Genomic DNA, 25620 nt, shown 5'->3' on the forward strand with positions numbered 1-25620 from the left:
TATGATTTCAGTTTCCGTCCGGGGCGCGACCGGACTGGGGCGATACCAAGAACGTTTGTGTCAACCGTGTCCGATGGTGGCGCCCGCGACTGCGGCGAAGGTCAGGATCGAGGCGGCAATGACCAAAAAGTCGATCCAGGTCAGCGACAGGCGGCGACGCTTCACGGCCGGTCTCCGGTGCCGCTGACGGAGGCGGGCGGGGCAGAAGCGCCGGACGCACGGCTCTGGGCGAGCACACCACCCGCGAAGATCACGATGCAGACGAGGATCAGAAGCGCATCGATCGTGGCGAAATTTCGGCGAGCCATGGAACCTCTCGTTGTGTCTTCACGAGAGCATACGGCGACCCGTTCGCAATCATCCCTCGCCCGAAAAGCGTGCGCGGATCGTGCGTCGCAAGAGTGTTCAGACGTAGGCGATGCGAAGGATGTTGGTGGCGCCCGGCGTGCCGAACGGGACACCCGCCGTCACCACCAGCCGCTCGCCTTCCTTGGCCATCCCTTGCTGGCGAGCCACGCGCACCGCGCGCTGCACCATGTCGCCGAAATTATGCGCGTCCTCGGTCCGCACCGGATGGACGCCCCAGGTGAGCGTCATGCGGCGCGCCGTGTCGAGGTTCGGCGTCAGGCAGAGAATGTGGACGTCGGGCCGCTCGCGCGCCGCGCGCAATGTGGTCGAGCCGGTATTGGTGTAGGTGACGATGGCGGCGGCCGACAGTGTGTGGGCGCATTGACGGGCGGCGGCACTGATCGCGTCGGCCGTCGTCGCTTCGGGCTCGTGCCGGCTCGCATCCATCAGGCGGCGATAGAGCGGATCGGCTTCGACGCTCTTCAGGATGCGGTCCATCATCGTGACCGCCTCGACCGGGTAGCTGCCGGAAGCGGATTCAGCGGACAGCATGACGGCGTCGGTACCGTCATAGACGGCCGTGGCCACGTCGGACACTTCGGCGCGCGTCGGCGTTGGCGCGTTGATCATCGATTCCAGCATCTGCGTCGCCACGATGGTCGGACGGCCGGCGACGCGGGCGGCGGCGAGGATGCGCTTCTGCAGCGGCGGAACCGCCTCGGGCGGCATCTCCACGCCGAGGTCGCCGCGCGCGACCATGATGCCGTCGCTCTGCTCGATGATCTCGTCGAGATGTTCGATCGCCTGTGGCTTCTCCAGCTTGGCCATGACGGCAGCGCGGCCCGCCACCATCTTCTTCAGTTCGGCGATGTCGTTGGCATGCTGCACGAAGGAGAGCGCGATCCAGTCGACACCGATCGACAGGCCGAAGGCGAGGTCCTTGTGATCCTTCGGTGTCATCGGCGACATCGGCAGGACGAGGTTGGGCAGGTTGACGCCCTTGCGGTCGCTGATGGTGCCGGCGACCTCGACTTCGGTGTCGATGGTCTCGCTATCGTGGGACACGATGCGCAGCCGCACCTTGCCGTCGTCGATCAGCAGGATGCCGTCGGGTTTCGCGGCCTTGAAGATCTCCGGATGAAGGAGGGGGATGCGTTCGGCGGTGCCGGGCTCGGCATTCATGTCGAAGCGCAACCGCTGGTCCTTCTTCAGAACCATCGGCCCCTTGGCGAAAGTGCCGAGGCGCAGCTTGGGGCCCTGGAGATCGAGCAGGATGGCGATCGGGTGCTTGAATTCCTTCTCGAGCGCGCGGAGTTGTTCGACCCGCTGGCGATGATCCTCGTGCTGGCCGTGGCTGAAGTTCAGCCGAAAGACGTCGGCGCCGGCTTCGAACAGGGTCCGCAGGCGCTCCGTGGTCGACGAGGCGGGGCCGAGCGTGGCGACGATCTTGGTGAATCGATTGCGGCGCATGGGGACAGTCTACTTCGAGGGCGACGACACTTTGAAGTCACCTGCCGCTTCGTAGACCTTTACGACCGCGGCGTCATCCAGCTTGCCCCAGCCGGCGCCCGCCGCTGCGATGAAGAGCTGATGCGCGGCGGCGGCAAGAGGCAGCGGCAGGCGCAGCTCGTGGCCCGTATCGAGCACCAGGCCGAGATCCTTCACGAAGATCTCGACCGCCGAGAGCGGCGAATAATCGTCGTCGAGCATGTGCGGCACTCGGTTGCCGAACATCCAGGAATTGCCGGCGCTGGCCGAGATCACTTCATAAACCGCGCGCGTATCGGCACCGGCTTTGGCCGCGAGCGCCATCGCCTCGGCAGCGGTGGCGATGTGCACGCCGGCCAAGAGCTGGTTCACCGTCTTCACGAGCGAGCCGATGCCCGCCTTGTCGCCGAGGCGAAACACTTTCGCCGAGGTGGCCGAGAGGATCGACTCCGACGCGGCGAAGGCCTTGGCGTTGCCCGAAGACATGAAGGTGAGCTCGCCCGACTCAGCGCGTGCGCGCCCGCCGGACATCGGCGCATCGAGCAGCTCGTGGCCGGTCGCCGCGAGACGCTCGTCGAGCTTGCGGATAAAGGCCGCCGGGCAGGTGGCACACTGCATGACGAGGCCGCCCTTGCGTAGCGCGGCGACTGCACCGCCCTCGCCATAGAGCACCGCTTCGACCTGCTGGGCGTTGACGACGGCCACGATAACCACATCGGCGGTCTTCGCGGCTTCGGCGGGCGTCGCTTCCGTCGTGCCGCCGGCGGCCACGAAGGCCTCGCGTGCAGCGGCGCTTGGATCGACGCCGATCACCTTGTGGCCGTGCTTCAGCAGGTTCTTCGCCATGCCGAGGCCCATCGAGCCGAGGCCCACGAAAGCGATGAGGGGGGTGTTCTTGTCGGTCATGGATCAGGCCTTGATGCCGTACTTGGCCGCCCAGCCAAGGCCGGCGCCGGTCGTGGTCTTCGGCTTGTATTCGAGGCCGACATAACCCTCGTAGCCCAGCCGATCGAGCACATCGAGCAGGTAGAGGTGATTGACCTCGCCGATGTCGGGCTCGTTGCGGTCGGGATTGCCGGCGATCTGCACGTGCGAAGTGATCGGGAACAGCCGCTCCATGCGCTTCTGCAGATCGCCCTCGGTGACCTGCAGGTGATAGAGGTCGAGCTGCAGGCGAAGATGCGGCGCACCGACTTCGTCGATGATCGCCTTCACCTGGTCGGTCGTGTTGGTGAAGTAGCCCGGAATGTCGCGGTGGTTGATCGGCTCCAGCACGATGGTGATGTCCATCTTGGCCGTGCGGTCGCAGATCTTCCTCAGGTTCGAGATGAAGGTGCGGTGCATCGCCTTCACGTCGGCCCCGGGGGCGATCATGCCGGACATGACGTGAAGCGTCCGGCATTCGAGGACCTGGGCATAATCCAGCGCCTTGTCGATGGCGGCGGCGAACTCGGCCTCGCGGCCGGGAAGGGCGGCCAGTCCGCGCTCGCCCTTGCTGGCGTCGCCCGGCGGCAGGTTGAACAGCGCCTGGGTGAGTTTGTGCTTCTTCAGCTCGGCGGCGATCTCGGCGGCCGGCGCCTCGTAGGGAAACAGGATCTCGACGGCCTTGAAGCCATGGGCCGCCGCGGCGCCGAAGCGCTGCAGGAACGGCACTTCCTGGTAGATCCACGAAAGATTGGCGGCAAGCTTGGGCATTCTTCTGGTCCAATCAGGAAGGATAGGCTTCTTCGACGTCGCGCACCTGGGCATCCGAGAGCGTGCGCAGCTTGAAGCCCTGCAGCAGCAGGTGGAGCTTGGCCGTTTCCTCCAGCTCCTCGATCGAGGCGGAGGCAGCCGATAGCGAGGTTCCGGCGACGACCGGGCCATGATTGGCCAGCAGCACCGCGCGATGGCCCTTCGCATAGTCACGAATGGCGTCAGCGAGCTTGGGATCGCCGGGCTTGTAGTAGGGCACGAGCGGCAGCTTGCCGACCCGCATCACGAAGTAGGGCGTGATCGGCGGCAGGGTCGTCTCGGCATTGTGGTGGCACGACGGATCGAGGCAGGAAATCGCCACCGCATGCGTGCAGTGGAGATGGACGATCGCACCGTCCTTGGGCCGCACGTCGTAGACCGAGCGATGCAGCAGCGCTTCCTTGGTCGGCGGATCGCCGGCGACATGCTTGCCCGAAAGATCAATCTTGGAGAGCTGGCCGGGCTCGAGTTCGCCGAGCGAGGAGTTGGTCGGCGTCATCAACCATCCGTCGGCGACACGCGCGCTGATGTTGCCGGAGGTGCCGGGGCAGAGGCCGCGCGCGGCGAGCTTGGCGCCCAGCGCGCAGATCTGCTCGCGTATCTTGGTTTCTGCGGTGCTCATAGCCGGTCGAATGCCTTGGTGAAGAAATCGGGAGCGCCGAAATTGCCGGACTTCAGCGCCAGCAGGAGCGGTCTGGCGCCCACGGACGCCGTCCACGGCACGCCGGGGTCGATCTCTGGTCCGATGCGCAGCGCCGTGACGTCGAGCGCGCCGACGACGGCACCCGAGGTCTCGCCACCCGCGACGACGAGGCGGCCGACGCCGGCCTCGATGAGGCCACGGGCCAGCGCGGCCATCGTCTTCTCGATCGCCTGGCTCGACTTCTCGATGCCGTACTTGGCCTGCAGCGCTTTCACCGCCTCGGGTGTGTCGCTGGCCGACAGCAGGATCGGTCCGTTACCAAGCTTGCCCTTGGCCCAGTCGAGCGCCTTGCCGGCAACGTCTTCGCCCCGGCAGATCGCGTCGGTATCGAGCGCGAGATGTGCGCCCTTGAAGGCCTTGATCTGGCCGAGTGTGGCCGCGGAGCAGGAGCCGGCGAGGACGGCCGAAGCGCCTTCTGTCTTCGGCAGCGCATCTGCACCGGAGCGATGGGCCATCAGGCCACGGCGGCGATAGGCGGCGGGCAGGCCGAGTGCCACGCCCGAGCCGCCGGTGACCAGCGTATCGTCACCGATCGCTTCGCCGATGATGCCGAGATCGGTGTCGGCCACGGCGTCGACCACGACGTGCCGAACGCCGTCGGCGCTGAGCTTGTCGAGCGCTTCACGCAGGACGGCAGAGCCGGACTGGACCTGCTTCAAGGCGACGAGGCCGACCTTGTGCGGCGTCTGTCGCGCCAGCACGCGCACCAGGCTCGCATCGGTCATCGGCGTCAGCGGATGGTGCTTCATGTGCGAGTCCGAGAGCAGCACGTCGCCCACGAACAGGTGTCCGAAGAAGATCGTGCGGCCATTCACCGGAAAAGCCGGGCAGTAGATCGCCTGCTTCGCTTTCAGCGCCTCGAGCAGCGCATCGCCCACAGGGCCGATGTTGCCGGCGTCGGTCGAATCGAAGGTCGAGCAGTACTTGAAGAAGAAGCGTACGCAGCCGGCCGCCTGCAACGCCTTCAGCGCGTCCAGCGATTGCGCGACCGCGTCGGCAGCCGGGATCGAGCGCGTCTTCAGCGCGACGACGACGGCATCGACGTCGTCGGGGATCGTGCCCTTCGCCGGCACGCCGATTGTCTGGATCGTGCGCATGCCGCCTTTGACGAGCATGCCCGCGATGTCGGTTGCGCCGGTGAAGTCGTCGGCGATCACTCCAAGAATAGCCATGGGATGACGTTAGGCGAGGATCGTCGCTGGCATCCAGAACTTTCGGCGCCGCGAGCGTCGTCGGGCCTCGTCCTCGCCGTCGTAGTGGTGCAACGGCGGTGCAGCATCGAAAGTGTCGCGAATGTCGAGCGAGTTGACGTTGACGATGCCGATGGCGCCTTCCGCCTCGGGCATCACGGCGCCGACATAGGTGCCGCAATGGGCACAAAGCAGATAGTCGGTGATGCCGAGGCCGAAGCGGTAGCGCGACAGGGCGTTTGGTGCGCTGCGGAATTCCACGCTTCCCGTCGGATCGCCCATGGTGCGGGCGCCGTGACGGCGGCAGAAGCTGCAGGCGCAGCGTCCGACCCGCATCTCCTCCGGAGTCTTGTCGGAGGTGAGGGTGATCGCGATCGCGCCGCAGTGGCAGGAGCCGGGATAGGTCGTCATGGCGCGATCAGGGTGACTCGGAAGTCGTTGACGTTGGTGCGAGTCGGACCAGTGACGAGGCTGTCACCCAGCAGCTCGAAGAAGCCGTGCCCGTCATTGTCGTCGAGCATGGCTTGCGGATCGCGGCCTTTGGCGCGCGCCCGTGCGAGCGTATCCGGCGTGAAGACCGCGCCGGCAATGTCTTCGGCGCCGTCGACGCCGTCGGTATCGGCCGAAAGGCCCCAGATGCCGGCCGCGCCGTCGGCCGCGATGGCCTCCGCCAACAGATATTCGACGTTGCGGCCGCCGCGGCCCTTGCCGCGCACCGTGACGGTGGTCTCGCCGCCGGAGAGGATGGCCACGGGCTTGCCGCCGCGCTTGGCGATCTCGAGAGCCTGGCGCGCGTGGGCGGCGCCCAGCTCACGGGCCTCGCCTTCCAGATTGTCGCCCAGCATGACGACCTCGACGCCGTGCTCTCGCGCGACGGCGGCGGCGGCTTCGATCGACCGCTTGGGCGTGGCCACCATGATCGTCTCGACATTGGCGAGGCGGGAATCACCGGGTTTCGGCGTCTCTTCGATGCGGCCGGCGGCGCCTTCCTGAAGATGCCTGAGCACGGCGGCCGGCGGATTGATCCGGTACTTCGCGAGCACGGCAAGCGCGTCGGCGAAGGTCGTCTTGTCGGCGACGGTGGGACCCGAGCCGATGACGCCGGGGTCATCGTTCGGCACGTCGGAGATCAGCCAGGAAAGCACGCGGGCTGGCTGGGCGGCGATTGCGAGGCGGCCGCCCTTGATTGCCGAGAGATGCTTTCGCACCGTGTTCATCTCGACGATGTTGGCGCCAGACTTCAGCAGCGCCCGATTGACGTCCTGCTTGTCGTTGAGGGTGAGGCCCGGTGCCGGCAGCGCGAGCAGGGCCGAGGCGCCGCCCGAGATCAGGCAAAGCAGCAGATCGTCGGCGCTCAGCCCCTGGACGCGCTGGTAGATGCGGCCGGCCGCCTCGCGGCCCTTGTCGTCGGGAACGGGGTGCGCGGCCTCGACGATCTCGATGCGCCTGCAGGTTTCGCCATAGCCGTAGCGTGTCACCACCAGCCCTTCGAGCGGATGCGGCCACTGATCCTCGACGGCCCGTGCCATGGCGGCGCTGGCCTTGCCGGCGCCGATCACGATGGTGCGGCCCTTCGGTGGCTGCAGTCTCTCGATATAGGGCGCAAGGCAGGTGGCGGGGCGTGCGGCGGCAAGCGCGGCGTCGAAGAGGGCGCGCAGCAGGGCGCGGGCGTCGGCATCTTTCATTTGCCCGATCTTCGCACTATAGGGGCGCGATGCAACCGTTGCTCCGGCCGGGCGATCCGCCGCCGTTCTCCGTCTTCAACGAACAGGGTCAGGCGCCGCTGTTGCTGCTCTGCGATCACGCCAGCAAGGCGGTGCCGCACGCGCTGGGCGATCTCGGTCTTCCCGCGAGCGAACTGGCGCGGCACATCGGTTGGGACATCGGCGGGCTCGACGCGGCGATCGAACTGGCGAAAGCGCTCGATGCGCCGCTGGTCTCGTCCGGCTATTCGCGGCTGGTGATCGACTGCAACCGCTGGCCGGGAGGCGAGGGCTCGACACCGGAGACCAGCGACGAGACGGTCGTGCCGGCCAACAAGGACCTCACCAGGGAACAGGTCGATGCCCGGGCCGAGGCCTGCTTCTGGCCCTACCATCGCGAGGTCGACCGGCTGCTCGATGAGATGACGGAAGGCGGCCGCACGGTCTGCCTGCTGGTGATGCACAGTTTCACGCCGGTGATGAAAGGCTTCGTGCGCCCCTGGCATGTCGGCGTGCTGTGGAACGACGATCCGCGCCTGCCCGAGCCGCTGCTGGCCGAGCTGCGCCGCGATCCTGCGCTGGTGGTCGGCGACAACGAGCCCTATTCGGCGCGCGCGTCCTACGAATACACGCTGACCGCCCATGCGCGGCCGCGGGCGCTGCCGCATTGTTCGCTGGAGGTGCGGCAGGATCTCATAAGCACGCCGGACGATGCGAGCGCCTGGGGCCGGCGACTGGCGCCGGCGATCTCCGCTTCCGTCAAACAGGCCCTCGCGCAAGCCAAGAAGACGTCTGGTTAAGCCCCGCGTCCGACCCTATATCCGGACCTAGACTTCAGCCTGCATCTCCAGGAGGCGATCATGGATGACAAGACCCGTACCGAACTGGAAGCCGCCGCCTTCCGGCGTCTGGTGTCGCACCTTCAGGAGCGGACCGATGTCCAGAACATCGACCTGATGAACCTCGCCGGCTTCTGCCGGAACTGCCTGTCGCGCTGGTACCGCGAGGAGGCGGGCAAGCAGGGCATCGAGATCGCCGATCCGAAAGCCCGCGAGATCGTCTACGGCATGCCCTACGACGAGTGGAAGGCGAAGCATCAGAAGGATGCGTCGGCCGACCAGAAGAAGGCCTTCGACAAGTCCCATAAGCACGGCTGAAGGCGGACTTGCCGGGCGCGAGTGAATCGCGTCGGCTTCACTCCAAGGACCTCATGCAGAGGAGCCGCGCGGAGCGTGGCGTCTCGAAGCATGGGCACGAGCACTCCGCCTGTCCCACATCCTTCGAGACGCGCCGCTTCGCGGCGCTCCTCAGGATGAGGTAAGTGCTTGAATCGATTCAATTCATTTCCGGCCAGCCTCTCAGAAGAGTAGTGCGGGCCCCCCTGAAGAGGAAAGATTCTACCCGGGCCAGGTATCGATCGCTTCGGCGAAGCGGGACAGTTCGGCGAACAGTCGCTTCTGGCCGTCGTCGCCAAGCTTCTGGAGGCGGCTGCGCTGCACGTCGAAGACGCGGGGGATGGCTTCGTTGATGACGGCTTCACCTGAGGCCGTGAGCTGGACCCGCAGCGTCCGGCGATCGCTCGGCTCGGCGAGCCGGGCGATCAGGTTCTGTGATTCCAGCTTGTTCAACCTGCTGGTCAATCCGGCGCCGCTCAGCAGAAGCGACTGCACGAGCTGTTTGGGCGTGAGGCAATAGGGTGTGCCGGCGCGCCTCAGCGCGGTCAGCACGTCGAACGTGCCGCGCGTCAGGCCGAACGGAACCAGCGCTTCCTCGATGAAGGCGGTGCACTGGATCTGGATTCGCGCGATCAGCCCGTAGATCTGCACCGGGCTGGTGTCGATGTCGGGTCGCTCGGCGCGCCACTGCGAGAAGATGGCATCGACCTGGTCGCGCGCAGCGCGGGCCTTGGCCGTCGGGCGTCGGCCCGGTCGCTGCGGCTTCGCCTCCGGTGTTTCCGGGGCGCCTTCGATTTCCGGCTTGCCGCTGCCCATCTTTCCTCCGTTGGCGTCCGTCATCGCGAAGGCGGCCGATCAGTCAGGCTTCGCACGGGCTGGCTCAGGGCGTCCAGTCGACGACCCGGCGTTCGATCCATTCAATGCCGTGAAAGAGAGCGATGCTGAGCAGGGTCAGCAACGCGATGGCGGCGAAGGCGAGGGGCGTCTGCGACTGCGACGTCGAGATCAGGATGAGATAGCCCAGCCCTTCCTGCGCCGCGACGAACTCGCCGATGACCGAGCCGATGACGGCGAAGGTGACCGCCACCTTGCAGCCGGTGAAGAAGTGCGGCAGTGCCACGGGAATGCGAAGGCGCCGGAAGATCATGTGCTGCGACGCGCCCAGAGACCGCATGAGGTCGAGCATGGTGCGAGGGGCGGCTTCCAGTCCGGCGATCAGGTTGACCAGGATCGGGAAGAAGCAGACCAGAATGACGATCACGATCTTCGGCCATTCCGAAAGACCGAGCCACAGGATGATCAGGGGAGCAACGGCGACCTTGGGCACGGACTGGAGGCCGAGCAGGATCGGACAGAGAAGCCGGCGGGCGGTGGCGTTCAGGGCGATCAGCACGGCCAGCGGCAGGGACAGCGCGATGGCGAGCAGGAAGCCCACCATCGTCTCGCGCAAGGTCACGAGACTGTTGAGCGCCAGTTCGGGGGCCCATTGCAGCGCCGTCCTTCCGATCTCGGTCGGGGCGGGCAGGATCCAGGCGGGAATCACGAAGACGCGGACGGACAGTTCCCAGGCAACCAGCAGCACCAGGTAGACGGCCGGGACGGTGGCGCGCCCGGCCAGGCGCGAGGACGAAGACGCACTCATGGCTCAGGCTCGGCGGTCGAAGATGATGTCGCGGATCTGCTGCTTGAGCTCCTGGAAGCGCGGCAGTCGCGGCGTATCGGCATTGCGCGGACGCGGCAGGTCGATCTCGAAGTCGGCGCGGAAGCGGCCCGGACGCGGCGACATGACCAGCACGCGGTCGCTGAGCAGGATCGCCTCCTCGATGTCATGCGTGATCAGGAAGGCCGTCCGGCCGAGATCCTGCCAGAGGCCCGAAAGTTCGAGCGAAAGCTCCTCGCGCGTCAGCGCGTCGAGCGCGCCGAACGGTTCGTCGAGCAGCAGCAGCCGCGGATCGGCCAGCAACGCCCGGCAGAGCGCGGCGCGCTGGCGCATGCCGCCGGACAGCATCTGGGGACGGTGATCGGCGAAGGCGGAGAGGCCCGTCATTTCGAGCAGCCGCAAGGCGCGCTCCCGCGCCGCCGCCTTGGGCAGCGCGAGCACCTCGGCCGGGAGCAGCACGTTTTCCAGCACCGTGTTCCAGGGGAACAGCACATGTTCCTGGAACACAATGCCCACCTCGTGGGAGGGCGCGTCGAGCGGCGTGCCGTAGCGCGACATCGTGCCGGTGTCGGGCATCTCCAGGCCGGCAACCAGTCGCAATAGGGTCGACTTGCCGCAACCGGACGGGCCGACGACGGCGACGAAGCTGCCGGTCGGAATGCGAAGGTCGATCGGGCCGAGCGCATGGACCGACGTTCCCGCCGCGCCGGGGTAGTGCTTGCTCACACCCCGCAGATCGATGGCCGCCACATCCGCCGCCGGCGGAGGGGCGGCCGCCAGGCCACCGGCGGCCGCGATCATTCGACGAAGCCCGGAGCGTAGAGCTGCGCCGGCTGCACGGGCGACTTCAAAGTGAAGTTGGCCGACATGACGTCGACGGTTCCCGCGATGCTCTTCGGGTTGATGCTGCCCAGCGGCTGACCGGGGACGGTCGCGAGCTCGCCCACGAGCTTGGTCTCGCCTTCGATGATCGCCGGTGCCAGTTCCTTCTGGTACTTGGCCATGATGGCGGCCGCCTCGGCCGGGTTGGCGAACGCATCCTTCATGCCCTTGATCGTCGCCTTGACGAAGGCGCGCACGAGTTCGGGCTGCTTGGCGATCGTCTCCTCCGAGGCGATCAGTCCGTTGCCGTAAAAGTCCAGACCGGAGTCCTTGTAGGCGATGCGGACCGTTTCCTTGGGCGCGATCGCCGCCGCGATCAGCGACTCACCGACGGAGAACTGACCGATCGCATCGACCCGGCCGTTGGCGAGCAGCGAGGGCAGGGCGGAGCCTTCCGCGACGACCCATTTCACCTTGCTGGCATCGATGCCGGCAGCCTTGGCGAAAGCCGGGAACAGCAGGCGGACCGAGCTCGATGCGGTGTCGGCGATCGTCTTGCCCTCGAGATCCTTGGGAGAGGCGATGCCCGTTCCCTTCACGCCGAAGATCGCCTGCGGCGGCCGGGCGTAGACGATCGAGACCAGCTTGACCGGGACGCCGTCATTGCCGCGGGCCAGCACCAGCGAGCCCGCGTCGGCAAAGCCGATGGTCGCGAGGCCGGCGGCCACCTTCTTGATCGCATCGGCGGAGCCCTGGCCGCGCAGGAACGTCACGTCGAGGCCGGCTTCCTTGTAGTAGCCCTTCTCGCGCGCGACGTAGAAATAGGCGTGCCGTCCGTTGAAGCCGAAATCGGTGATGAAGTTCACATCGGCCGCGCGGGCCGGCGCCGCGCTGGCCCCGGACATGCCGGCGACGAGGCCGATTGCGGCGGCGAGACGTCCAAGCAGTTTCATAGATCACATTCCTCGGTTCGAACTGGGAAGGCCCCCGGCAGGCTGCGGCGCCCTCGCCGCACTGAGCGTCCCGATGTCTCTGCATATTTCATTCCATATCGAATGAAAAGCGAGGAGTGATTTCCAATTGAGCTGTTTCACGACTGCTCATCTCTTGATCAAAAGAGCCACCAAAAGGCTGTATGGTGGGCATATAGCGTCCTTTAGATGAGCGGCGCTTTTCGGGAGAGACTGCGGTTGTGCCTCTATTCATTCGATTGCGAATGATTTAGGAAGAGGCTTCGAAGGTCGTGATCGAGGTGGGCGGATGGATCGGCAGACGCGAATCGCAGTTGTCGGCGGCGGGTTGGCGGGGCTGACGGTGGCGGCACTCCTGCAGCGCGACGGATACCCCGTCGCCGTCTACGAGCAGACGCCGAATTTCTCGAGGATCGGGGCGGGCATCATCCTCGGTGCCAATGTCGCCAAGGTCCTCCGATCGCTCGGTCTCGAGCGCAGCTTCAGCGAAACTGGCATCCGGCCGGATGCTTTCGTCAGCCGGGCGTGGGACAGCGGCGAGGCGCTGTACGAACTGGTCTTCGACGCCGCCTGCGAGGCTCGCTTTGACGGTCCCTTCGTCAACATTCATCGCGCCGACCTGCATCGCATTCTGCAGACGCCGCTCGCCCCGGGAACGATTCGGTTCGGGCACCGGCTTGCCGGTCTCGACGAGACGCCGGGCGGAATCAAGCTGGACTTCGACAACGGCGCCAGCGCCGAGGTCGATATCGTGATCGGTGCCGATGGCATTCGCTCGAGGGTGCGCGACGAGATTCTCGGCAAGGAAGAGCCGCGCTTCATCGGGCGCATCGCGCCGCGGGCGGTCTTTCCCGCCGAGCGTCTCGGCGACCTCGAGATCCGCGATTGCACCAAGTGGTGGGGACCGGATCGCCACGTGCTGGTCTATTACATGACGGCGCGACGGGACGAGGTCTATGTCATGGCCGCCATTCCGGCCGATCGCTGGGACGGCGACGGCTCGCCGATCCCCGGCACGCGCGACGATTTCGTCTCGGCGCTGGAGGGCTTCCATCCCGAGCTGCTGCGGGCGGCCGAGGCGGCGACGGACGTATCCGTCTGGCCGATCATGGACCGGCCGCGCAATGACACGTGGCACAAGGGCCACGTCGTCCTGATGGGCGACGCCTGCCACGCCGTGCGGCCGTTCATGGCGGCCGGCGGCTCGATGGCCATCGAGGACGCCGCGATCCTCCATCGCTGCATCGTCGAGGCCTCCGACACGGGGGCGGCCTTCCGGCGTTATGCCGCCAACCGGATTCCACGGGTCGCTGAAGTGCAGCGCATCTCGATCGCCAACACCTGGATGCACGGGCCGACGGAGGTCGACTGGTTCTTCGCCTACGATCCCAGCACGGCCACGCTCGACGTCGCCCCTTGATCCCGGAGCCGCCAATGTCCGCATTCGATCCCGCTGCCGCCAGCGACATCCGCCCCGACGCGATGAAGGTCCGCGATCTCGTCGGATATGGCGAGCGACCGCCCCATCCGCATTGGCCGGGCAACGCCCGGATCGCCGTCAACTTCAACCTCAACATCGAGGGAGGAGGTGAATCGACGTTGGCCAATGGCGACGCGGTGTCGGAAGGGATGCTGAACGACATCGGCGTGGACACCAAGGCCGGGCGCAGGGTGCCGCTGGTCGAATCGGTGTTCGAGTATGGCAGCCGGCGCGGCGCCTGGCGGCTGTTGGACATTTTCGCGAGGTTCTCGGTGCCGGTCAGCGTCCTGGGCGTGGCCCGCGCCCTGGAACAGAATCCACTGCTCGCCCGGGCCTGCGTCGAGCGCGGCCACGAGATGGTCAGCCACGGCTACCGCTGGATCGACTATGGCGACGTGGACGAGGCAACCGAGCGCCAGCATATCCAGCAGGCGGTCGAGATCCTGACGCGTCTCACCGGAAGCCGGCCGCTGGGCTGGATGACCGGCCGTCCCGGCGAGAACACGCGGCGGCTGGTGGCCGAGGAGGGCGGCTTTCTCTACGACCGTGACTCGCTCGCCGACGAGCTGCCCTACTGGGTGGAAACCGCGAACGGCCCCCATCTGGTGATCCCTTATTCCTACGAAGCCAACGACAATCGCTTCGACGCGAATTCCGGCTTTTCGACGGGCCAGGACTTCTTCGAGTACATGCGCGACGCCTTCGATTTCCTCTACGAGGAGGGCGCGGCGGGGGCGCCGAAGCTGCTGTCGATCGGCCTCCACGATCGGCTGATCGGACGGCCGGGCCGCGCGGGCGGCCTCGTCAAGTTCCTGCAGCATGCAACCGCCCGCGAAGGGGTCTGGTTCTGCCGCGGGATCGACGTCGCGCGGCACTGGCAAACACACTTCCCGGCCCGTGCATAGAGCGCCCCTGGCCGGGCCACAGTCCCCGTTATCCCCACGTTTCAGGGCGTCGATGTAATTGAGTGGACATGGTGGTCGCTTCTATGGTCTTGCCGGTCGGACCATGGAGTAGTTGGACATGCCGGACGGAAGCTCGATTTCCAAGAAAACCAAAGCTGGCCCGATCTCGGCCGACCGCCTGAAGAGCTTCATCGAGCGCATCGAAAAGCTCGAGGAAGAGCGCAAGGCCATCGGCGGCGACATCAAGGACGTGTATTCCGAGGCCAAGGGCGTCGGCTACGACGTGAAGACCATGCGCAAGATCGTGTCGCTTCGCTCGATGGACGCCTCCGACCGGGCGGAAGCCGAGACGCTTCTCGACGTCTACAAGCACGCCCTCGGAATGGTCTGACCCTCCGGGCAGATACGGAAATTTGATTTCGCACGCCAGGGCGAGGCGGTAGGGTTCCCGACGGCAAAATGCTCCGGTTACAGGAGCGGGCCCAGGAGGAACTCCCATGCGAAACACGGTCATCTCGGGCGTTTGCGTTGCGTTGAGTCTGGGCGCCCTCCAGGCGCATGCACAGATCGCCGTTTCCTCGAACGATCACAAGATCACCCAGGAAAACGGCGTCACCAAGAACGTTACCAACCCGCCGCCCGACACCGTCACGGTCATCGATCTCGGCGCCCTGCCGGTGAAGGTCATGGGCACGGTGTCGAACGTGCCGGGCAGCGTGGTGGGGCCACCGCTTTCAGTGGCGATCACGCCGGACGAGTCGATTGCGCTGATCGCCTCCTCGTCGAAGCTCGATCCGGCCGATCCGACCAAGCTTGCCCCGGACGATCGCGTGACCGTCGTCGATCTCAAGGATCGTAAGATTCTCGGCACGCTGAATACCGGCCCTGGCGCTGCCGGCATCTCGATCACCAGGGACGGCAAGCGTGCGTATGTCGCCAATCGAATGGCCGGCTCGATTTCGATCCTGTCGATCGACGGCAAGGACGTGAAGCTGGTGAAGACCGTGCCGCTGATGGACGCCAAGACGCTGCTCAGCCACATGGCTGTCTCGCCGGACGGTGCGACTGGCGTGGTGACGCGCAATGGCGACGCCAAGGTCGAGCTGATGAAGCTGGGCGGCGACAACGTCACGTCGTCTTCGGTGGTCGATGTGGCGCCGCGTCCCTATGCCGTCTCGGTGACGCCCGACAGCAAGGCCGCCGTCGTGGCGAGCCTCGGCGATCCCAAGGCCAATGGCATCCTCACCGTGATCGACCTCACCACCGGCAAGATCGTGGGGACCGCCGACATCGGTCATGAGAATCTCGAAGGCATGATCATGTCGGGCGACGGCCGCTGGATCGCGGGCGTCGCGCATGCCGGCTCGACGCGGCCCAAGGATGCACCGCAATACAAGCCCAACGGGATGCTCGTGGTCTACAGGCTCGACGGTACGGGTCTTACCAAGACGGGCGAGGCGCCGATCGGCGGCTGGTCGCAGGGAGCGTCCTTCTCGCGCGATGGCTCGGTCATCGTCGTTCAGAACATGAACGAGAAGAACCTGCAGGTATTCAAGAACGACAATGGCAAGATCACCGACACCGGTCAGAAGATCGATGTAGGAGGCGGTGCCGCGGCCGTAAGGAGCTCGACCGACCGATGATCCAGAGGCGTAACGTACTCAAACTTCCGGTCGCCGCCGTTGCGGCGACCGCATTGCCGGCCTGGGCCCAGAGCTTTCCGTCGCAGCCCGTCCATATCGTCGTGCCGTTTCCGCCTGGCGGCGGCACCGACTCGCTGGCGCGGGCGGTCCAGGAGCCCATGCAAAAAGCCTTGGGCGGCACGGTGATCGTCGACAACAAGGGCGGTGGCGGCGGCAGCATCGCCCACGAATTCGTGGCCAAACAGCCGGCGGATGGCCACTGGATGGTGGTCAGCGCGAACAACCTGCCCCTCTACCCGCACATCGTGGCCAAGCTCGGTTTCGACGCAAAGACGGCCTTCGTGCCGGTCGGCTTCATCGCCAAGCAGGAATCCGTGCTCGTCGGCAGCCTGGATGCACCGTGGCCCGACCTCAAGGCGATCATCGCAGCGGCGAAGGCGGCGCCGGGCTCCGTGCAGTACGGCACGGCGGGGCTGACCACGCCGATGCACCTGTCGACCGAGCAGTTCGCCATGCTGAACGGCATTAAGCTGACGCACGTGCCGTTCCGCGGGACCGGCCCGCTGGTGACCGACCTGCTGGGCGGCCACATCAAGCTCGGCATGTCGAGCATCACCAGCGTTTCCCAACAGATCGCCTCCGGGAAGCTCAAGCCCTATGCGATGGCCTCGCTGGAGCGCTCGTCGGTCGCGCCGACCATCCCGACCTTCAAGGAGCTGGGCGCCGGCGATGTCGACGGCACGATCGTCTACACGCTGCTGGCGCCCGCGGGGACACCGCCGGCGGTCGTCGCCCGGCTGAACGAGGCGCTGAACGCCGCCGTGGCGACGCCCGAGCAGAAGGAAGACCTCGCAAAGCGCGGCTTCGTCGCCATGGGCGGCACGCCGCAGCAGCTCGCCGACTGGCTGAAGGTCCAGGAGCCGATCTGGGTCCCGGTGCTGCAGGCGGCGGGAATCAAACCGGAGTAGCAGGGTACTCGATTCCGGCAAATAAACGAAACAAACGAAATAAACGAAATAAATGAAACGGATGTCGCACCCCCTCCCGAATCAGGACGGGTGGCGGCGTCGACCGGCGGCTGCGGCCGTCGGTACTTCCGAAAAAAATCCATTGTTAACAGCCGCTTAGAACCAGATGTTCATCGGCAGGCCGTAGCGGTCACGCTCTTGCGCCGGTCCCAGGCGCGTCGCCGCGCCTCGTGCGATCAGCAGGGCGGTGCGGCAGACGGCGATGGCATCGAGCACGTCGTCGCGGGCCGCGCCGGGGAGCGATCGCGGCTCCCACGGAAAGCCGTGGCGTGCGAGCAGCTCGAGGCGCTCGGCAAAACCTTCGGGTCGGCGCTTCTTGCTGAGGACGGGCTTGCCCGCGTTCATGCGCGCAAAAGCCAGTTCGGGATGCGCCTCATGGACGATCGGGCGCAAGCCCTCGTTGCCGCGCATCAGGGCGTCGACTTCGCGCATCTTCGGGAAGAGATGGAATGTCTGCCGGGTGAGCCCGACGCCCAGTGTCTTGCTGAGCGCATTGGCATCGGGATGCGTGGTGCAGGCGAGGGCCGGCCGGCAAGGCGTCGGGAAGACCGAGCTCGTCTTGCCCGGCAGGAGGGCGCGGGCTTCGCGCTCACAGGCCCGGCCGGGCCGCGGCGTGTCGGCGAGGCCGATCGGCATGTCGACGGCCAGAACGGAAAGACCCTCGCAGGCCTCTGCGAGGGTCTTCATGACTCTTATGTTCAGGGCGCCATCGCTCTCGCGCCGGCAGATCACCCAGCCGGTGCGGCAACCGTCGGCGCCGGCGACGATCAAACGAGGCTTACCAGCTGGCCATCTGGGCCTTGAGGTTGCCGTCGAGCACGGCAAGGAACTCCTCGGTGGTCAGATAGGCCTGGTTCATGCCGATAAGGAGCGCGAGATCCTTGGTCATCTTGCCGCTCTCCACGGCCTCGACGCAGACCTTCTCGAGCGCCTCGGCGAATTTCACCACGTCGGGCGTGTCGTCGAACCTGCCGCGGTACTTCAGCGCCTGCGTCCAGGCGAAGATCGAGGCGATCGGGTTGGTCGAGGTCGGCTTGCCCTGCTGGTGCTCGCGGTAGTGGCGCGTCACCGTGCCGTGGGCGGCCTCGGCCTCGACGGTCTTGCCGTCCGGCGTGAGCAGCACCGACGTCATGAGGCCGAGCGAGCCGAAGCCCTGGGCCACCGTGTCGGACTGGACGTCGCCATCGTAGTTCTTGCAGGCCCAGACGAATTCGCCATGCCACTTGAGGGCGGAGGCGACCATGTCGTCGATCAGCCGGTGCTGGTAATAGATGTTCTTCGCCTTGAACTTGTCGGCGAATTCCGTGTCGAAGACTTCCTGGAACAGGTCCTTGAACCGTCCGTCATAGCGCTTGAGGATCGTGTTCTTGGTCGACAGGAAGACCGGCCAGCCGCGCATCAGGCCGTAATTGAACGAGCTGCGCGCGAAGCCGATGATCGACTCGTCGAGATTGTACATCGTCATCGCGACGCCGCCGGCCGGGAAGTCGAACACGTTGTGCTCGATGACCTTGCCGTCCTCGCCCTCGAAGCGGACGGTGAGCTTGCCCTTGCCAGGCACGACGAAATCGGTGGCGCGATACTGGTCGCCGAACGCGTGGCGGCCAATGACGATCGGATGCGTCCAGCCCGGCACGAGGCGGGGGACGTTCTTGCAGACGATCGGCTCGCGGAAGATCGTGCCGCCGATGATGTTGCGGATGGTGCCGTTCGGCGAGCGCCACATCTCCTTGAGATCGAATTCCTTCACGCGCGCTTCGTCCGGCGTGATGGTCGCGCACTTCACCGCGACGCCGTACTTCTTCGTGGCCTCGGCCGATTCGACGGTCACCTTGTCGGCGGTTCTGTCGCGATTCTCGATTCCCAGGTCGTAGTATTTCAGGTCGATGTCGAGATAGGGAAGGATCAGCTTTTCCTTGATGAACGCCCAGATGATGCGGGTCATCTCGTCGCCGTCCATCTCGACGACCGGGTTCTTCACCTTGATCTTCGACATCTTCCGGACCTCACAATTGCCGTAACGCACAATTTAGAAAGCCGCCCCGGTTCCCCGGGGCGGCTTCACCTGACGCTGCCTTAGAGGGCAGCGAGAGCTTCGTTCAACGTTTTGCTCGGCCGCATGCCGGCAGACGTCTTCTTCTGGTCGGGCAGGTAATAGCCGCCGGTATCCACCGGCTTGCCCTGCGCGGCGATCAGCTCGGCGTCGATCTTGGCCTCGTTCTCTTCCAGGACCTTCGCCAGCGGCTTGAAGCGGGCCGACAGGGCGGTGCTGTTGTCGCGGCGGGCCAACGCCTCGGCCCAGTACTTGGCCAGATAGAAATGGCTGCCGCGATTGTCCAGCTGGCCGACCTTGCGGGCGGGCGACCGGTTGTCCTCGAGGATCTTGGCGTTGGCTTCGTCGAGCGTCTCGGCCAGCACCTTCACGTCCTCGTTGCCGGTGGTCTGTGCGAGATGCTCCAGTGAGGCGCCCAGCGCCAGGAATTCGCCCAGCGAATCCCAGCGCAGGTAGCCTTCGTGCTGGAACTGCTCGACATGCTTGGGAGCCGAGCCGCCGGCGCCGGTCTCGAACAGGCCGCCGCCCTGCAGCAGCGGGACGATCGACAGCATCTTGGCCGACGTGCCCAGCTCCATGATGGGGAACAGGTCGGTCAGGTAGTCGCGCAGCACGTTGCCGGTGACGGAGATCGTGTCCAGCCCCTGGCGGATGCGCTCGAGCGAGAACTTCGTGGCCTCGACCGGCGCCAGGATGCGGATGTCCAGGCCCTTGGTGTCTTCGTTCTTGAGGTACTTCTCGACCTTGGCGATCAGCTGCGCATCGTGGGCCCGCTTGGCATCCAGCCAGAACACCGCCGGGGTGTTGGTGAGACGCGCGCGGCGCACGGCGAGCTTGACCCAGTCCTGGATCGGCTCGTCCTTGACCTGGCACATGCGGAAGACGTCGCCGGCCTCGACCTTCTGTTCCATCAGGACGGTGCCGTCCTCGCCAACCACGCGCACCGTGCCGGCCGAGGCGACCTCGAAGGTCTTGTCGTGCGAGCCGTATTCCTCGGCCTGCTGCGCCATCAGACCGACATTCGGCACCGAACCCATCGTCTTCGGGTCGAAGGCGCCGTGCACCTTGCAGTCGTCGATGACGGCCTGGAACAGGGTCGAGTAGCAGCGGTCGGGAATGGCCGCGATCGTGTCGTGCAGCTGGCCGTCGGCGCCCCACATCTTGCCCGACTCGCGGATCATCGCCGGCATCGAGGCGTCGATGATCACGTCGCTGGGGACGTGGAGGTTGGTGATTCCCTTGTCGGAGTTCACCATCGCGAGACCGGGGCGCTTGGCATACTCGGCCTGGATATCGGCCTTGATCGCAGCCTTCTCGGCGTCGGGCAGAGTCTCGATGCGGGTGAGCAGGTCGCCCAGGCCGTTGTCGGGATCGATGCCGAGCTTCTTGAACGTCTCGCCGTGCTTGGCGAACACGTCGGCGAAGAACACGGAAACGCAATGGCCGAACAGGATGGGATCGGAGATCTTCATCATGGTCGTCTTGAGGTGCAGCGAGAACAGGACGCCGTCCTTCTTCGCCGCCTCGATCGCCGAAGCGTAAAAGGCGCGGAGCGCCTTAACGTTCATCACCGAGCAGTCGATGATCTCGCCGGCCTTGAGCGGAATCTTGGGCTTCAGCACCGTGGTCGCGCCGTCGGCAGCGGCCAGCTCGATGCGGGCATTGGTCGGCGCCGCCATGGTGGTCGCGACTTCGGAACCGTAAAAGTCGTTGGCCGCCATGTGGAGGACGTGTGTCTTCGAGTCCTTGCTCCAGGCGCCCATCTTGTGCGGGTGCTTGCGGGCGTACTGCTTCACGGCGCCGGCGGCGCGGCGGTCGGAATTGCCCTCGCGCAGCACCGGGTTGACGGCGCTGCCCAGCACCTTGCCGTAGCGGGCGCGGATTTCCTTGTCGGCCGGCGTGGCGTCGCTGTCGGGATAGTTCGGGATGTCGTAGCCCTTGCTCTGCAACTCCTTGATCGCGGCCTTCAGCTGCGGGATCGAGGCGGAGATGTTGGGCAGCTTGATGATGTTGGCTTCCGGCTTCAGCGTCAGCTTGCCGAGCTCGGCCAGCTCATCGGGGATCTTCTGCTCGGGCTTCAGCTTCTCGGGGAAGTTGGCGATGATGCGGCCGGTGAGGGAGATGTCCTTCAGCTTCATCTTCACGCCCGCCGTCGCCACGAACGCCTCGACGATCGGGAGCAGGGAAAACGTCGCGAGTCCGGGGGCCTCATCGACCTTCGTCCAGACGATTTCGAGATCTGACATACCTGCACCTCCGTACGCCGCTTTTCGGTTCGGCTGGGTTGATGAATTGCTGAATTAGGCCTGTCTTGTTGCACCGCCGTGAGGGGCCTGCAAGACGGCTGGCCGGCCCCCTTGCGCGCGATTTGCCGTCAGACGCGATCCAGACGTTTTTCGACGCCGGTCGGCGGCGGCATTGCCGCGATCGCGGGCAGGACGTCCTTCAACTCGCTCACGAAGGCGACGTGGTCGAGATGCGTTGGTTCCGCGAAACCGCCTGCCACGACGCCTCGCAGCAGGGCTGCCAAAGGCTGCCAGTAGCCGCCCTGGTCGATGATAACGATCGGTTTGGTGTGAAGGCCCAGGGTTCGCCAGGACAGGACCTCGAAGAACTCCTCCAAGGTCCCGATGCCGCCCGGCAGGACCACGAAGCCGTCGGAGCGCTCGAACATCTGGAGCTTGCGTTCGTGCATGGTCTCCACGACCACCGTCTCGGTCAGCGCCGGATGGCCCGCTTCGCGCTGCAGAAGGAAATTCGGGATGATCCCGATCGCCCGGCCGCCATTGTCGAGGGCGGCATTGGCGACCAGCCCCATCAGTCCGACGCCGCCGCCGCCATAGACCAGCGTAATGCCCTCCGCGGCCAGAAGCCGGCCCAGGCCGACGGCGGTCTCGCGGGTGGCGGGATCGGCGCCGAAGCGGGCGCCGCAGAAGACACAAAGGGAGGAGGGGGTGAATTCGGGCACGAAAGCTGCTTTTCTGGGACGAACCAGCGCGTTTCAGCGCCGGGGTGACATGGTATCATTTCGCAAAGAGTGGTTGCGAGCGCCATGGGGATGGTGGTCGCACCGTTGGGAGGGCGATGTCACGAACTGTTTTCGGGCTGGTCGCTGTGGGGGCGGTGGTCATTGCCATCGCCGTCGGAGTGGCATGGCGTGGCAAGCTGAGCGAACAGGCCGTCATGGATCGGTCGGCGAAGGCTGCCGGCAGCGAAACCGGGCCTGCACCGGTTGCCGCTGCCGTAGCCCCACCGGGCGCCACAGCCGCTCCGGCGGCCGTCCCGGCGTCTGCACCGACAACGGCCGCTGCCGCCGCCTTGCCGTCGTTCGACGTCGCACGGATCGGGCCCGATGGCCGGGCCGTGATCGCCGGCCGTGCGGCCCCGGGCGCCAAGATCGTGCTGCTGGACGGGGGCAAGGAGATCGCCAAGGCCGACTCCGATGCGCGCGGCGAGTGGGTCATCATCGTTCAGGATCCGCCCCTCGCGTCCGGGCAGCACGAACTGCGCGTCGTCCAGCATATCGAGGGGAAGGCACCGGTCACGTCGGGCCAGGCCGTGGTCGCCGTCGTGCCCGAGCCGCAGGCGGCAGGCATGCCGGCGCAGCCGCGGGAGCAGACGCTGGTCATGATTTCACCGCCTGCCGGTGCGCCGACCCTGGTCCAGCCGCCCTCGGCCGCCGGTGTGCCGAAGTCGGCGGACCTGTCGCTGTCGACGCTGGTCTATGACGACCGCGGCCAGGTGACACTTTCAGGCCAGGCCGCACCGGGAACGGCCGTACGGGCCTATGTGAACGAAAAAATGGTGGCGGAAGGGGTGGCCGGAGCGGATGGCCACTGGCGATTGATGCCGGCCGAACCGATCGAGCAGGGCAAGCACCGGCTGCGTCTCGACCGGATCGCCAAAGACGGCAAGCCTGTCGCTCGGCTCGAGCTTCCGTTCGAGCGCGTGGTCGTTGCGCCGGTTTCCAGCACGGACGGTCGCCGCCTCTACATCGTTCGGGGCGACAATCTCTGGAACATCGCGCGGGCGCATTACGGCGCCGGCTGGCGGCACACCGTCATTTTCGACGCAAACAAGGAACAGATTGTCGATCCCAATCTGATATATCCGGGGCAAGTCATCACTCTGCCCAAGGTCAACTGACCTTCGGTCAACCAAGAGCGCGCAAATCATGCTGGCAAATTTCCTGGTGCCGATCCTCTCCGACGGATGGCGCTTCATCGCCCTGTTTGCCGGCGCGACCTTTCTTGCGGCCCTGACCGGTCTCGCGTGGCTATTCTGGCCGCTGTTCGTCTTGACCCTGTGGTCGATCTACTTCTTCCGCGATCCCTCGCGGGGGGTGCCGCAGGACGACGGGTTGCTGATCGCACCGGCCGACGGGCTCGTGCAGATGGTGGTCCCGGCCGTGCCGCCGGCCGAACTGGGGCTGGGTGACAAGCCGCTGACGCGGGTGTCGATCTTCCTCAGCGTTTTCGACGTCCACATCAACCGCAGCCCGTGCGCCGCCACCGTCGACGTCGTTGCCTATCGTCCAGGCAAGTTCCTCAGCGCCGATGCCGACAAAGCGAGCGAGGACAACGAGCGTACCGCTCTGGCGCTGCGCCGCGCGGATGGGCGCGTCATCGGTTGCGTGCAGATCGCGGGGTATGTGGCGCGCCGCATTGTCTGCTACGTGAAGCCTGGGCAGACGGTCGCGGCAGGGGAACGTTTTGGCCATATCCGCTTTGGTAGTCGTACAGACCTCTACCTGCCGGAAGGGGCGCGTCTGCTGGTCTCTCCGGGCCAGCGCATGATCGGTGGCGAAACCGTGATGGCCGAACTCGATCCCCTCGTCACCGAACCGCGTATCGCCGTCGAATTCTAGGGAGTCCGACATGGACAGCGACCTGCGTTCACAACGCAGTGGACTAAGTGGCTTCTCGATCCATCGCCTGATCCCCAACGTCCTCACGCTGGCGGCGCTCTGTTCGGGCCTGACGGGTATCCGCTTCGCTCTCCAGGGGGAGATGCGGCTCGCGGTGATCGCGATCATCGTGGCGGCGATTTTCGACGCCCTGGACGGTCGCGTTGCCCGGCGACTGGGCGTGACCAGCCGATTCGGCGCGGAACTCGACTCGCTGTCGGACTTCCTCTGCTTCGGCGTGGCGCCGGCGCTCGTGCTGTACCTTGCCTCCCTGACCCACGCTGGCGCGCTGGGCTGGGTCGTGACCCTGATGTTTCCAATCTGCTCGGCGCTTCGCCTGGCCCGCTTCAACACCGCGCTCGTCTCCGAGATACCGCCCCCGGTGTGGACCGGCTCGTTCTTCACCGGCGTGCCGGCGCCAGCGGGCGCGTTGCTGGCCCTCATGCCGCTCATGCTGAGCTTCGAGATCGAGGCGGCTTGGCCGCGCCACGCCGTCCTCGTCGGCTTGGGACTTGTCGTCGTCGGCGGCTTGATGGTGAGTCGTCTTCCGACCTTCTCGTTCAAGAAGGGGCGGGTACCCCGTCATCTCGTGCTGCCGTTGCTGCTCGGGGCCGGCCTGTTCATGGGCGTGCTGGCAAGCGCGCCATGGATCGCCCTGTCCCTGCTCGGTCTTGCCTATATCTGCCTCATTCCCTTCAGCGTGCTGGCCTATCGGCGTCAGGCCGTGCAGGATCGACAGGCTGCGGAAACCGCCGGCGTCGTTCCACTGCGCTCCGTCGATACGGGGGCTTCGCAGCCGCGCGACTGACGCGCGATGCTAGACCCCATCATTCGCCGCTGGATCGATCCAACCCTCGATCGGGCCGGGACTTGGCTGGCGGTGCGGGGCATTCCCGCCAACGCCATCACCCTGACCGGCCTCGCGGTCGGATTGGTCGCCGTCCCCCTTCTGGCTTTCGGCCAGTACGGCATCGCCTTGCTGGTGATCCTCTTCAATCGCCTGCTCGATGGTCTGGATGGCGCGGTTGCCCGGCGTAGCCGTCCGTCGGCGTTCGGTGGCTATCTCGACATAGTCTGCGACATGATCTTCTATGCGGCGGTCCCCTTGGGATTTGCCATCGCGCAGCCCGACCATGCCGTCTGGGCCGCTCTTCTTCTGGCGTCCTTCGTCGGCACCTGCGCCTCTTTTCTTGGGCGCGCCATCCTCGCCGCCGGCCGCGGCGAGCGTGATCCAGGGAAGAGGGGGCGGAAATCCTTCTTCCATGCGTCCGGTCTCATTGAGGGAACGGAGACGATCCTGGCCTTCGTCCTCTTCTGCCTGCTGCCGCAACTCTTCCCCTGGTTTGCCGGAGCGTTGGCGACCCTGTGCTTCTGGAGCGCTGCCGCGAGGGTGTTCGAAGCTCGTTCGGCGGATTCAGAATCCTGATTTACGTGCCAGAAAGGCGTAAACTTCCTGATCGAGCCCCCAACCACCCGCCACAAATATTCCTTTTTAGAATCATAGTCTTAGAAATGATGACACAGAATTGTCGACTTTCGATTGACCTAAGATATTGCATTAAGTAACCTCGCTAAGTTGATTCGGCGTGGGGCCGGCAAGTCTAGGCTGGAGATTAAGGAATGCTTACGATTTTCCGTCGCTTGATGAAGAACAACCAGGGCGCCACGGCGGTCGAGTACACGCTGATCACCTCGTTGATCGCGGTTGCCGCCATTGCCTCCATTCGCTCCGTGACGGACAAAGTGAGCCACGTGCTGGGCGCGGCGGCGCTCAACTGACGCAAGGTCTCGAGGCTTTGCCGAATCTGGCA

Annotated in this window: 28 protein-coding genes; 12 read left to right on the top strand and 16 right to left on the bottom strand. The window is 65.8% G+C overall.

The window, feature by feature from the left end:
- Positions 1-161 precede the first annotated feature (161 nt).
- The 8 genes from ACQY78_RS28000 to ACQY78_RS28035 form a co-directional block, all read right to left on the bottom strand.
- Positions 162-308, bottom strand: coding sequence for a hypothetical protein (locus ACQY78_RS28000; protein ID WP_428681489.1), 147 nt, complete (start codon positions 306-308; stop codon positions 162-164).
- A gap of 97 nt (positions 309-405) precedes the next feature.
- The gene (gene pyk, locus ACQY78_RS28005) at positions 406-1818 is read right to left on the bottom strand and encodes a pyruvate kinase (RefSeq protein WP_428681491.1); all 1413 of its coding nucleotides are present in this window, start codon (positions 1816-1818) and stop codon (positions 406-408) included.
- Between the two features lie 9 nt (positions 1819-1827).
- Positions 1828-2742, bottom strand: coding sequence for an L-threonate dehydrogenase (gene ltnD, locus ACQY78_RS28010; RefSeq protein ID WP_428681493.1), 915 nt, complete (start codon positions 2740-2742; stop codon positions 1828-1830).
- Between the two features lie 3 nt (positions 2743-2745).
- The gene (otnI, locus tag ACQY78_RS28015; RefSeq protein ID WP_428681495.1) at positions 2746-3531 is read right to left on the bottom strand and encodes a 2-oxo-tetronate isomerase; all 786 of its coding nucleotides are present in this window, start codon (positions 3529-3531) and stop codon (positions 2746-2748) included.
- A gap of 13 nt (positions 3532-3544) precedes the next feature.
- Positions 3545-4192 carry a 3-oxo-tetronate 4-phosphate decarboxylase gene (gene otnC, locus ACQY78_RS28020; protein ID WP_422035427.1) on the bottom strand — a complete coding sequence of 216 codons (648 nt, stop codon included), beginning with the start codon at positions 4190-4192 and terminating at the stop codon, positions 3545-3547.
- Entirely contained in the window at positions 4189-5445 is a 1257-nt protein-coding gene (gene otnK, locus ACQY78_RS28025) for a 3-oxo-tetronate kinase (RefSeq protein WP_428681497.1), read from the bottom strand. The genes otnC and otnK overlap by 4 nt, the downstream gene beginning before the upstream one ends.
- Before the next feature lie 9 nt (positions 5446-5454).
- On the bottom strand, positions 5455-5874 hold the full coding sequence (locus tag ACQY78_RS28030) for a GFA family protein (RefSeq protein ID WP_428681499.1): 420 nt from the start codon (positions 5872-5874) through the stop codon (positions 5455-5457).
- Entirely contained in the window at positions 5871-7148 is a 1278-nt protein-coding gene (locus ACQY78_RS28035; RefSeq protein ID WP_428681501.1) for a glycerate kinase type-2 family protein, read from the bottom strand. Before ACQY78_RS28035 ends, ACQY78_RS28030 begins: the two co-directional genes overlap by 4 nt.
- 29 nt (positions 7149-7177) lie before the next feature.
- Here ACQY78_RS28035 and ACQY78_RS28040 point away from each other — a divergent pair, with 29 nt between their 5' ends.
- Together ACQY78_RS28040 and ACQY78_RS28045 are read left to right on the top strand one after the other, a co-directional pair.
- Positions 7178-7966 (top strand): N-formylglutamate amidohydrolase, encoded by a 789-nt coding sequence (locus tag ACQY78_RS28040; protein ID WP_428681503.1) that lies wholly within the window; start codon positions 7178-7180, stop codon positions 7964-7966.
- 60 nt (positions 7967-8026) lie between these two features.
- A complete protein-coding gene (locus tag ACQY78_RS28045) occupies positions 8027-8323 on the top strand; it encodes a DUF1244 domain-containing protein (RefSeq protein WP_428681505.1) in 297 nt (98 codons plus the stop codon).
- A 240-nt stretch (positions 8324-8563) separates the two neighbouring features.
- Here the strand turns inward: ACQY78_RS28045 and ACQY78_RS28050 are convergent, their stop codons facing one another.
- The 4 genes from ACQY78_RS28050 to ACQY78_RS28065 form a co-directional block, all read right to left on the bottom strand.
- Positions 8564-9157, bottom strand: coding sequence for a MarR family winged helix-turn-helix transcriptional regulator (locus ACQY78_RS28050; protein ID WP_428681507.1), 594 nt, complete (start codon positions 9155-9157; stop codon positions 8564-8566).
- 64 nt (positions 9158-9221) lie between these two features.
- Positions 9222-9983, bottom strand: a complete 762-nt coding sequence (locus tag ACQY78_RS28055) for an ABC transporter permease (protein ID WP_428681509.1) — start codon at positions 9981-9983, stop codon at positions 9222-9224.
- Positions 9984-9986: 3 nt separating this feature from the next.
- The gene (locus tag ACQY78_RS28060; RefSeq protein WP_428681511.1) at positions 9987-10802 is read right to left on the bottom strand and encodes an ABC transporter ATP-binding protein; all 816 of its coding nucleotides are present in this window, start codon (positions 10800-10802) and stop codon (positions 9987-9989) included.
- On the bottom strand, positions 10799-11776 hold the full coding sequence (locus tag ACQY78_RS28065; RefSeq protein WP_428681513.1) for an ABC transporter substrate-binding protein: 978 nt from the start codon (positions 11774-11776) through the stop codon (positions 10799-10801). The genes ACQY78_RS28060 and ACQY78_RS28065 overlap by 4 nt, the downstream gene beginning before the upstream one ends.
- A gap of 307 nt (positions 11777-12083) precedes the next feature.
- Between ACQY78_RS28065 and ACQY78_RS28070 the strand changes: the two genes are divergently transcribed.
- The 5 genes from ACQY78_RS28070 (at position 12084) to ACQY78_RS28090 (ending at position 16790) form a co-directional block, all read left to right on the top strand.
- Positions 12084-13214, top strand: coding sequence for an FAD-dependent monooxygenase (locus tag ACQY78_RS28070; protein ID WP_428681515.1), 1131 nt, complete (start codon positions 12084-12086; stop codon positions 13212-13214).
- Between the two features lie 14 nt (positions 13215-13228).
- Positions 13229-14179, top strand: coding sequence for a polysaccharide deacetylase family protein (locus tag ACQY78_RS28075; protein WP_428681517.1), 951 nt, complete (start codon positions 13229-13231; stop codon positions 14177-14179).
- Positions 14180-14297: 118 nt separating this feature from the next.
- Positions 14298-14570 (top strand): DUF2312 domain-containing protein, encoded by a 273-nt coding sequence (locus ACQY78_RS28080; protein ID WP_428681519.1) that lies wholly within the window; start codon positions 14298-14300, stop codon positions 14568-14570.
- 106 nt (positions 14571-14676) lie between these two features.
- Complete coding sequence (locus ACQY78_RS28085; RefSeq protein ID WP_428681521.1) at positions 14677-15822, top strand: YncE family protein; 1146 nt, start codon at positions 14677-14679, stop codon at positions 15820-15822.
- Positions 15819-16790 (top strand): Bug family tripartite tricarboxylate transporter substrate binding protein, encoded by a 972-nt coding sequence (locus ACQY78_RS28090; protein WP_428681523.1) that lies wholly within the window; start codon positions 15819-15821, stop codon positions 16788-16790. The genes ACQY78_RS28085 and ACQY78_RS28090 overlap by 4 nt, the downstream gene beginning before the upstream one ends.
- Positions 16791-16946: 156 nt before the next feature.
- On the opposite strand, the gene ACQY78_RS28095 is transcribed toward ACQY78_RS28090, so the two are convergent.
- The 4 genes from ACQY78_RS28095 to ACQY78_RS28110 form a co-directional block, all read right to left on the bottom strand.
- Positions 16947-17621, bottom strand: coding sequence for a DUF429 domain-containing protein (locus tag ACQY78_RS28095; RefSeq protein WP_428681525.1), 675 nt, complete (start codon positions 17619-17621; stop codon positions 16947-16949).
- A 7-nt stretch (positions 17622-17628) separates the two neighbouring features.
- Positions 17629-18846 (bottom strand): NADP-dependent isocitrate dehydrogenase, encoded by a 1218-nt coding sequence (locus ACQY78_RS28100; RefSeq protein ID WP_428681527.1) that lies wholly within the window; start codon positions 18844-18846, stop codon positions 17629-17631.
- An 80-nt stretch (positions 18847-18926) separates the two neighbouring features.
- The gene (locus ACQY78_RS28105; protein WP_428681529.1) at positions 18927-21149 is read right to left on the bottom strand and encodes an NADP-dependent isocitrate dehydrogenase; all 2223 of its coding nucleotides are present in this window, start codon (positions 21147-21149) and stop codon (positions 18927-18929) included.
- A 128-nt stretch (positions 21150-21277) separates the two neighbouring features.
- A complete protein-coding gene (locus ACQY78_RS28110) occupies positions 21278-21871 on the bottom strand; it encodes a TIGR00730 family Rossman fold protein (protein WP_428681531.1) in 594 nt (197 codons plus the stop codon).
- Positions 21872-22026: 155 nt separating this feature from the next.
- Between ACQY78_RS28110 and ACQY78_RS28115 the strand changes: the two genes are divergently transcribed.
- The 5 genes from ACQY78_RS28115 (at position 22027) to ACQY78_RS28135 (ending at position 25588) form a co-directional block, all read left to right on the top strand.
- Positions 22027-23049 carry a LysM peptidoglycan-binding domain-containing protein gene (locus ACQY78_RS28115; protein ID WP_428681533.1) on the top strand — a complete coding sequence of 341 codons (1023 nt, stop codon included), beginning with the start codon at positions 22027-22029 and terminating at the stop codon, positions 23047-23049.
- The gene (locus ACQY78_RS28120) at positions 23012-23770 is read left to right on the top strand and encodes a phosphatidylserine decarboxylase (protein WP_428686527.1); all 759 of its coding nucleotides are present in this window, start codon (positions 23012-23014) and stop codon (positions 23768-23770) included. Before ACQY78_RS28115 ends, ACQY78_RS28120 begins: the two co-directional genes overlap by 38 nt.
- 10 nt (positions 23771-23780) lie before the next feature.
- On the top strand, positions 23781-24617 hold the full coding sequence (pssA, locus tag ACQY78_RS28125; protein ID WP_428681535.1) for a CDP-diacylglycerol--serine O-phosphatidyltransferase: 837 nt from the start codon (positions 23781-23783) through the stop codon (positions 24615-24617).
- A gap of 6 nt (positions 24618-24623) precedes the next feature.
- Positions 24624-25235 carry a CDP-alcohol phosphatidyltransferase family protein gene (locus ACQY78_RS28130; RefSeq protein WP_428681537.1) on the top strand — a complete coding sequence of 204 codons (612 nt, stop codon included), beginning with the start codon at positions 24624-24626 and terminating at the stop codon, positions 25233-25235.
- Positions 25236-25429: 194 nt separating this feature from the next.
- Positions 25430-25588, top strand: a complete 159-nt coding sequence (locus ACQY78_RS28135; RefSeq protein ID WP_428681539.1) for a Flp family type IVb pilin — start codon at positions 25430-25432, stop codon at positions 25586-25588.
- Positions 25589-25620 lie beyond the last annotated feature (32 nt).

The organism is Reyranella sp. (assembly GCF_965279625.1).
Classification (GTDB): Bacteria; Pseudomonadota; Alphaproteobacteria; order Reyranellales; family Reyranellaceae; genus Reyranella.

Excerpts from the sequence above, each read along its gene's own strand:
- ACQY78_RS28000 (WP_428681489.1), bottom strand. The coding sequence starts at position 308 with ATGGCTCGCCGAAATTTCGCCACGATCGATGCGCTTCTGATCCTCGTC.
- pyk (WP_428681491.1), bottom strand. The coding sequence starts at position 1,818 with ATGCGCCGCAATCGATTCACCAAGATCGTCGCCACGCTCGGCCCCGCC.
- ltnD (WP_428681493.1), bottom strand. The coding sequence starts at position 2,742 with ATGACCGACAAGAACACCCCCCTCATCGCTTTCGTGGGCCTCGGCTCG.
- otnI (WP_428681495.1), bottom strand. The coding sequence starts at position 3,531 with ATGCCCAAGCTTGCCGCCAATCTTTCGTGGATCTACCAGGAAGTGCCG.
- otnC (WP_422035427.1), bottom strand. The coding sequence starts at position 4,192 with ATGAGCACCGCAGAAACCAAGATACGCGAGCAGATCTGCGCGCTGGGC.
- otnK (WP_428681497.1), bottom strand. The coding sequence starts at position 5,445 with ATGGCTATTCTTGGAGTGATCGCCGACGACTTCACCGGCGCAACCGAC.
- ACQY78_RS28030 (WP_428681499.1), bottom strand. The coding sequence starts at position 5,874 with ATGACGACCTATCCCGGCTCCTGCCACTGCGGCGCGATCGCGATCACC.
- ACQY78_RS28035 (WP_428681501.1), bottom strand. The coding sequence starts at position 7,148 with ATGAAAGATGCCGACGCCCGCGCCCTGCTGCGCGCCCTCTTCGACGCC.
- ACQY78_RS28040 (WP_428681503.1), top strand. The coding sequence starts at position 7,178 with ATGCAACCGTTGCTCCGGCCGGGCGATCCGCCGCCGTTCTCCGTCTTC.
- ACQY78_RS28045 (WP_428681505.1), top strand. The coding sequence starts at position 8,027 with ATGGATGACAAGACCCGTACCGAACTGGAAGCCGCCGCCTTCCGGCGT.
- ACQY78_RS28050 (WP_428681507.1), bottom strand. The coding sequence starts at position 9,157 with ATGGGCAGCGGCAAGCCGGAAATCGAAGGCGCCCCGGAAACACCGGAG.
- ACQY78_RS28055 (WP_428681509.1), bottom strand. The coding sequence starts at position 9,983 with ATGAGTGCGTCTTCGTCCTCGCGCCTGGCCGGGCGCGCCACCGTCCCG.
- ACQY78_RS28060 (WP_428681511.1), bottom strand. The coding sequence starts at position 10,802 with ATGATCGCGGCCGCCGGTGGCCTGGCGGCCGCCCCTCCGCCGGCGGCG.
- ACQY78_RS28065 (WP_428681513.1), bottom strand. The coding sequence starts at position 11,776 with ATGAAACTGCTTGGACGTCTCGCCGCCGCAATCGGCCTCGTCGCCGGC.
- ACQY78_RS28070 (WP_428681515.1), top strand. The coding sequence starts at position 12,084 with ATGGATCGGCAGACGCGAATCGCAGTTGTCGGCGGCGGGTTGGCGGGG.
- ACQY78_RS28075 (WP_428681517.1), top strand. The coding sequence starts at position 13,229 with ATGTCCGCATTCGATCCCGCTGCCGCCAGCGACATCCGCCCCGACGCG.
- ACQY78_RS28080 (WP_428681519.1), top strand. The coding sequence starts at position 14,298 with ATGCCGGACGGAAGCTCGATTTCCAAGAAAACCAAAGCTGGCCCGATC.
- ACQY78_RS28085 (WP_428681521.1), top strand. The coding sequence starts at position 14,677 with ATGCGAAACACGGTCATCTCGGGCGTTTGCGTTGCGTTGAGTCTGGGC.
- ACQY78_RS28090 (WP_428681523.1), top strand. The coding sequence starts at position 15,819 with ATGATCCAGAGGCGTAACGTACTCAAACTTCCGGTCGCCGCCGTTGCG.
- ACQY78_RS28100 (WP_428681527.1), bottom strand. The coding sequence starts at position 18,846 with ATGTCGAAGATCAAGGTGAAGAACCCGGTCGTCGAGATGGACGGCGAC.
- ACQY78_RS28105 (WP_428681529.1), bottom strand. The coding sequence starts at position 21,149 with ATGTCAGATCTCGAAATCGTCTGGACGAAGGTCGATGAGGCCCCCGGA.
- pssA (WP_428681535.1), top strand. The coding sequence starts at position 23,781 with ATGGACAGCGACCTGCGTTCACAACGCAGTGGACTAAGTGGCTTCTCG.
- ACQY78_RS28130 (WP_428681537.1), top strand. The coding sequence starts at position 24,624 with ATGCTAGACCCCATCATTCGCCGCTGGATCGATCCAACCCTCGATCGG.
- ACQY78_RS28135 (WP_428681539.1), top strand. The coding sequence starts at position 25,430 with ATGCTTACGATTTTCCGTCGCTTGATGAAGAACAACCAGGGCGCCACG.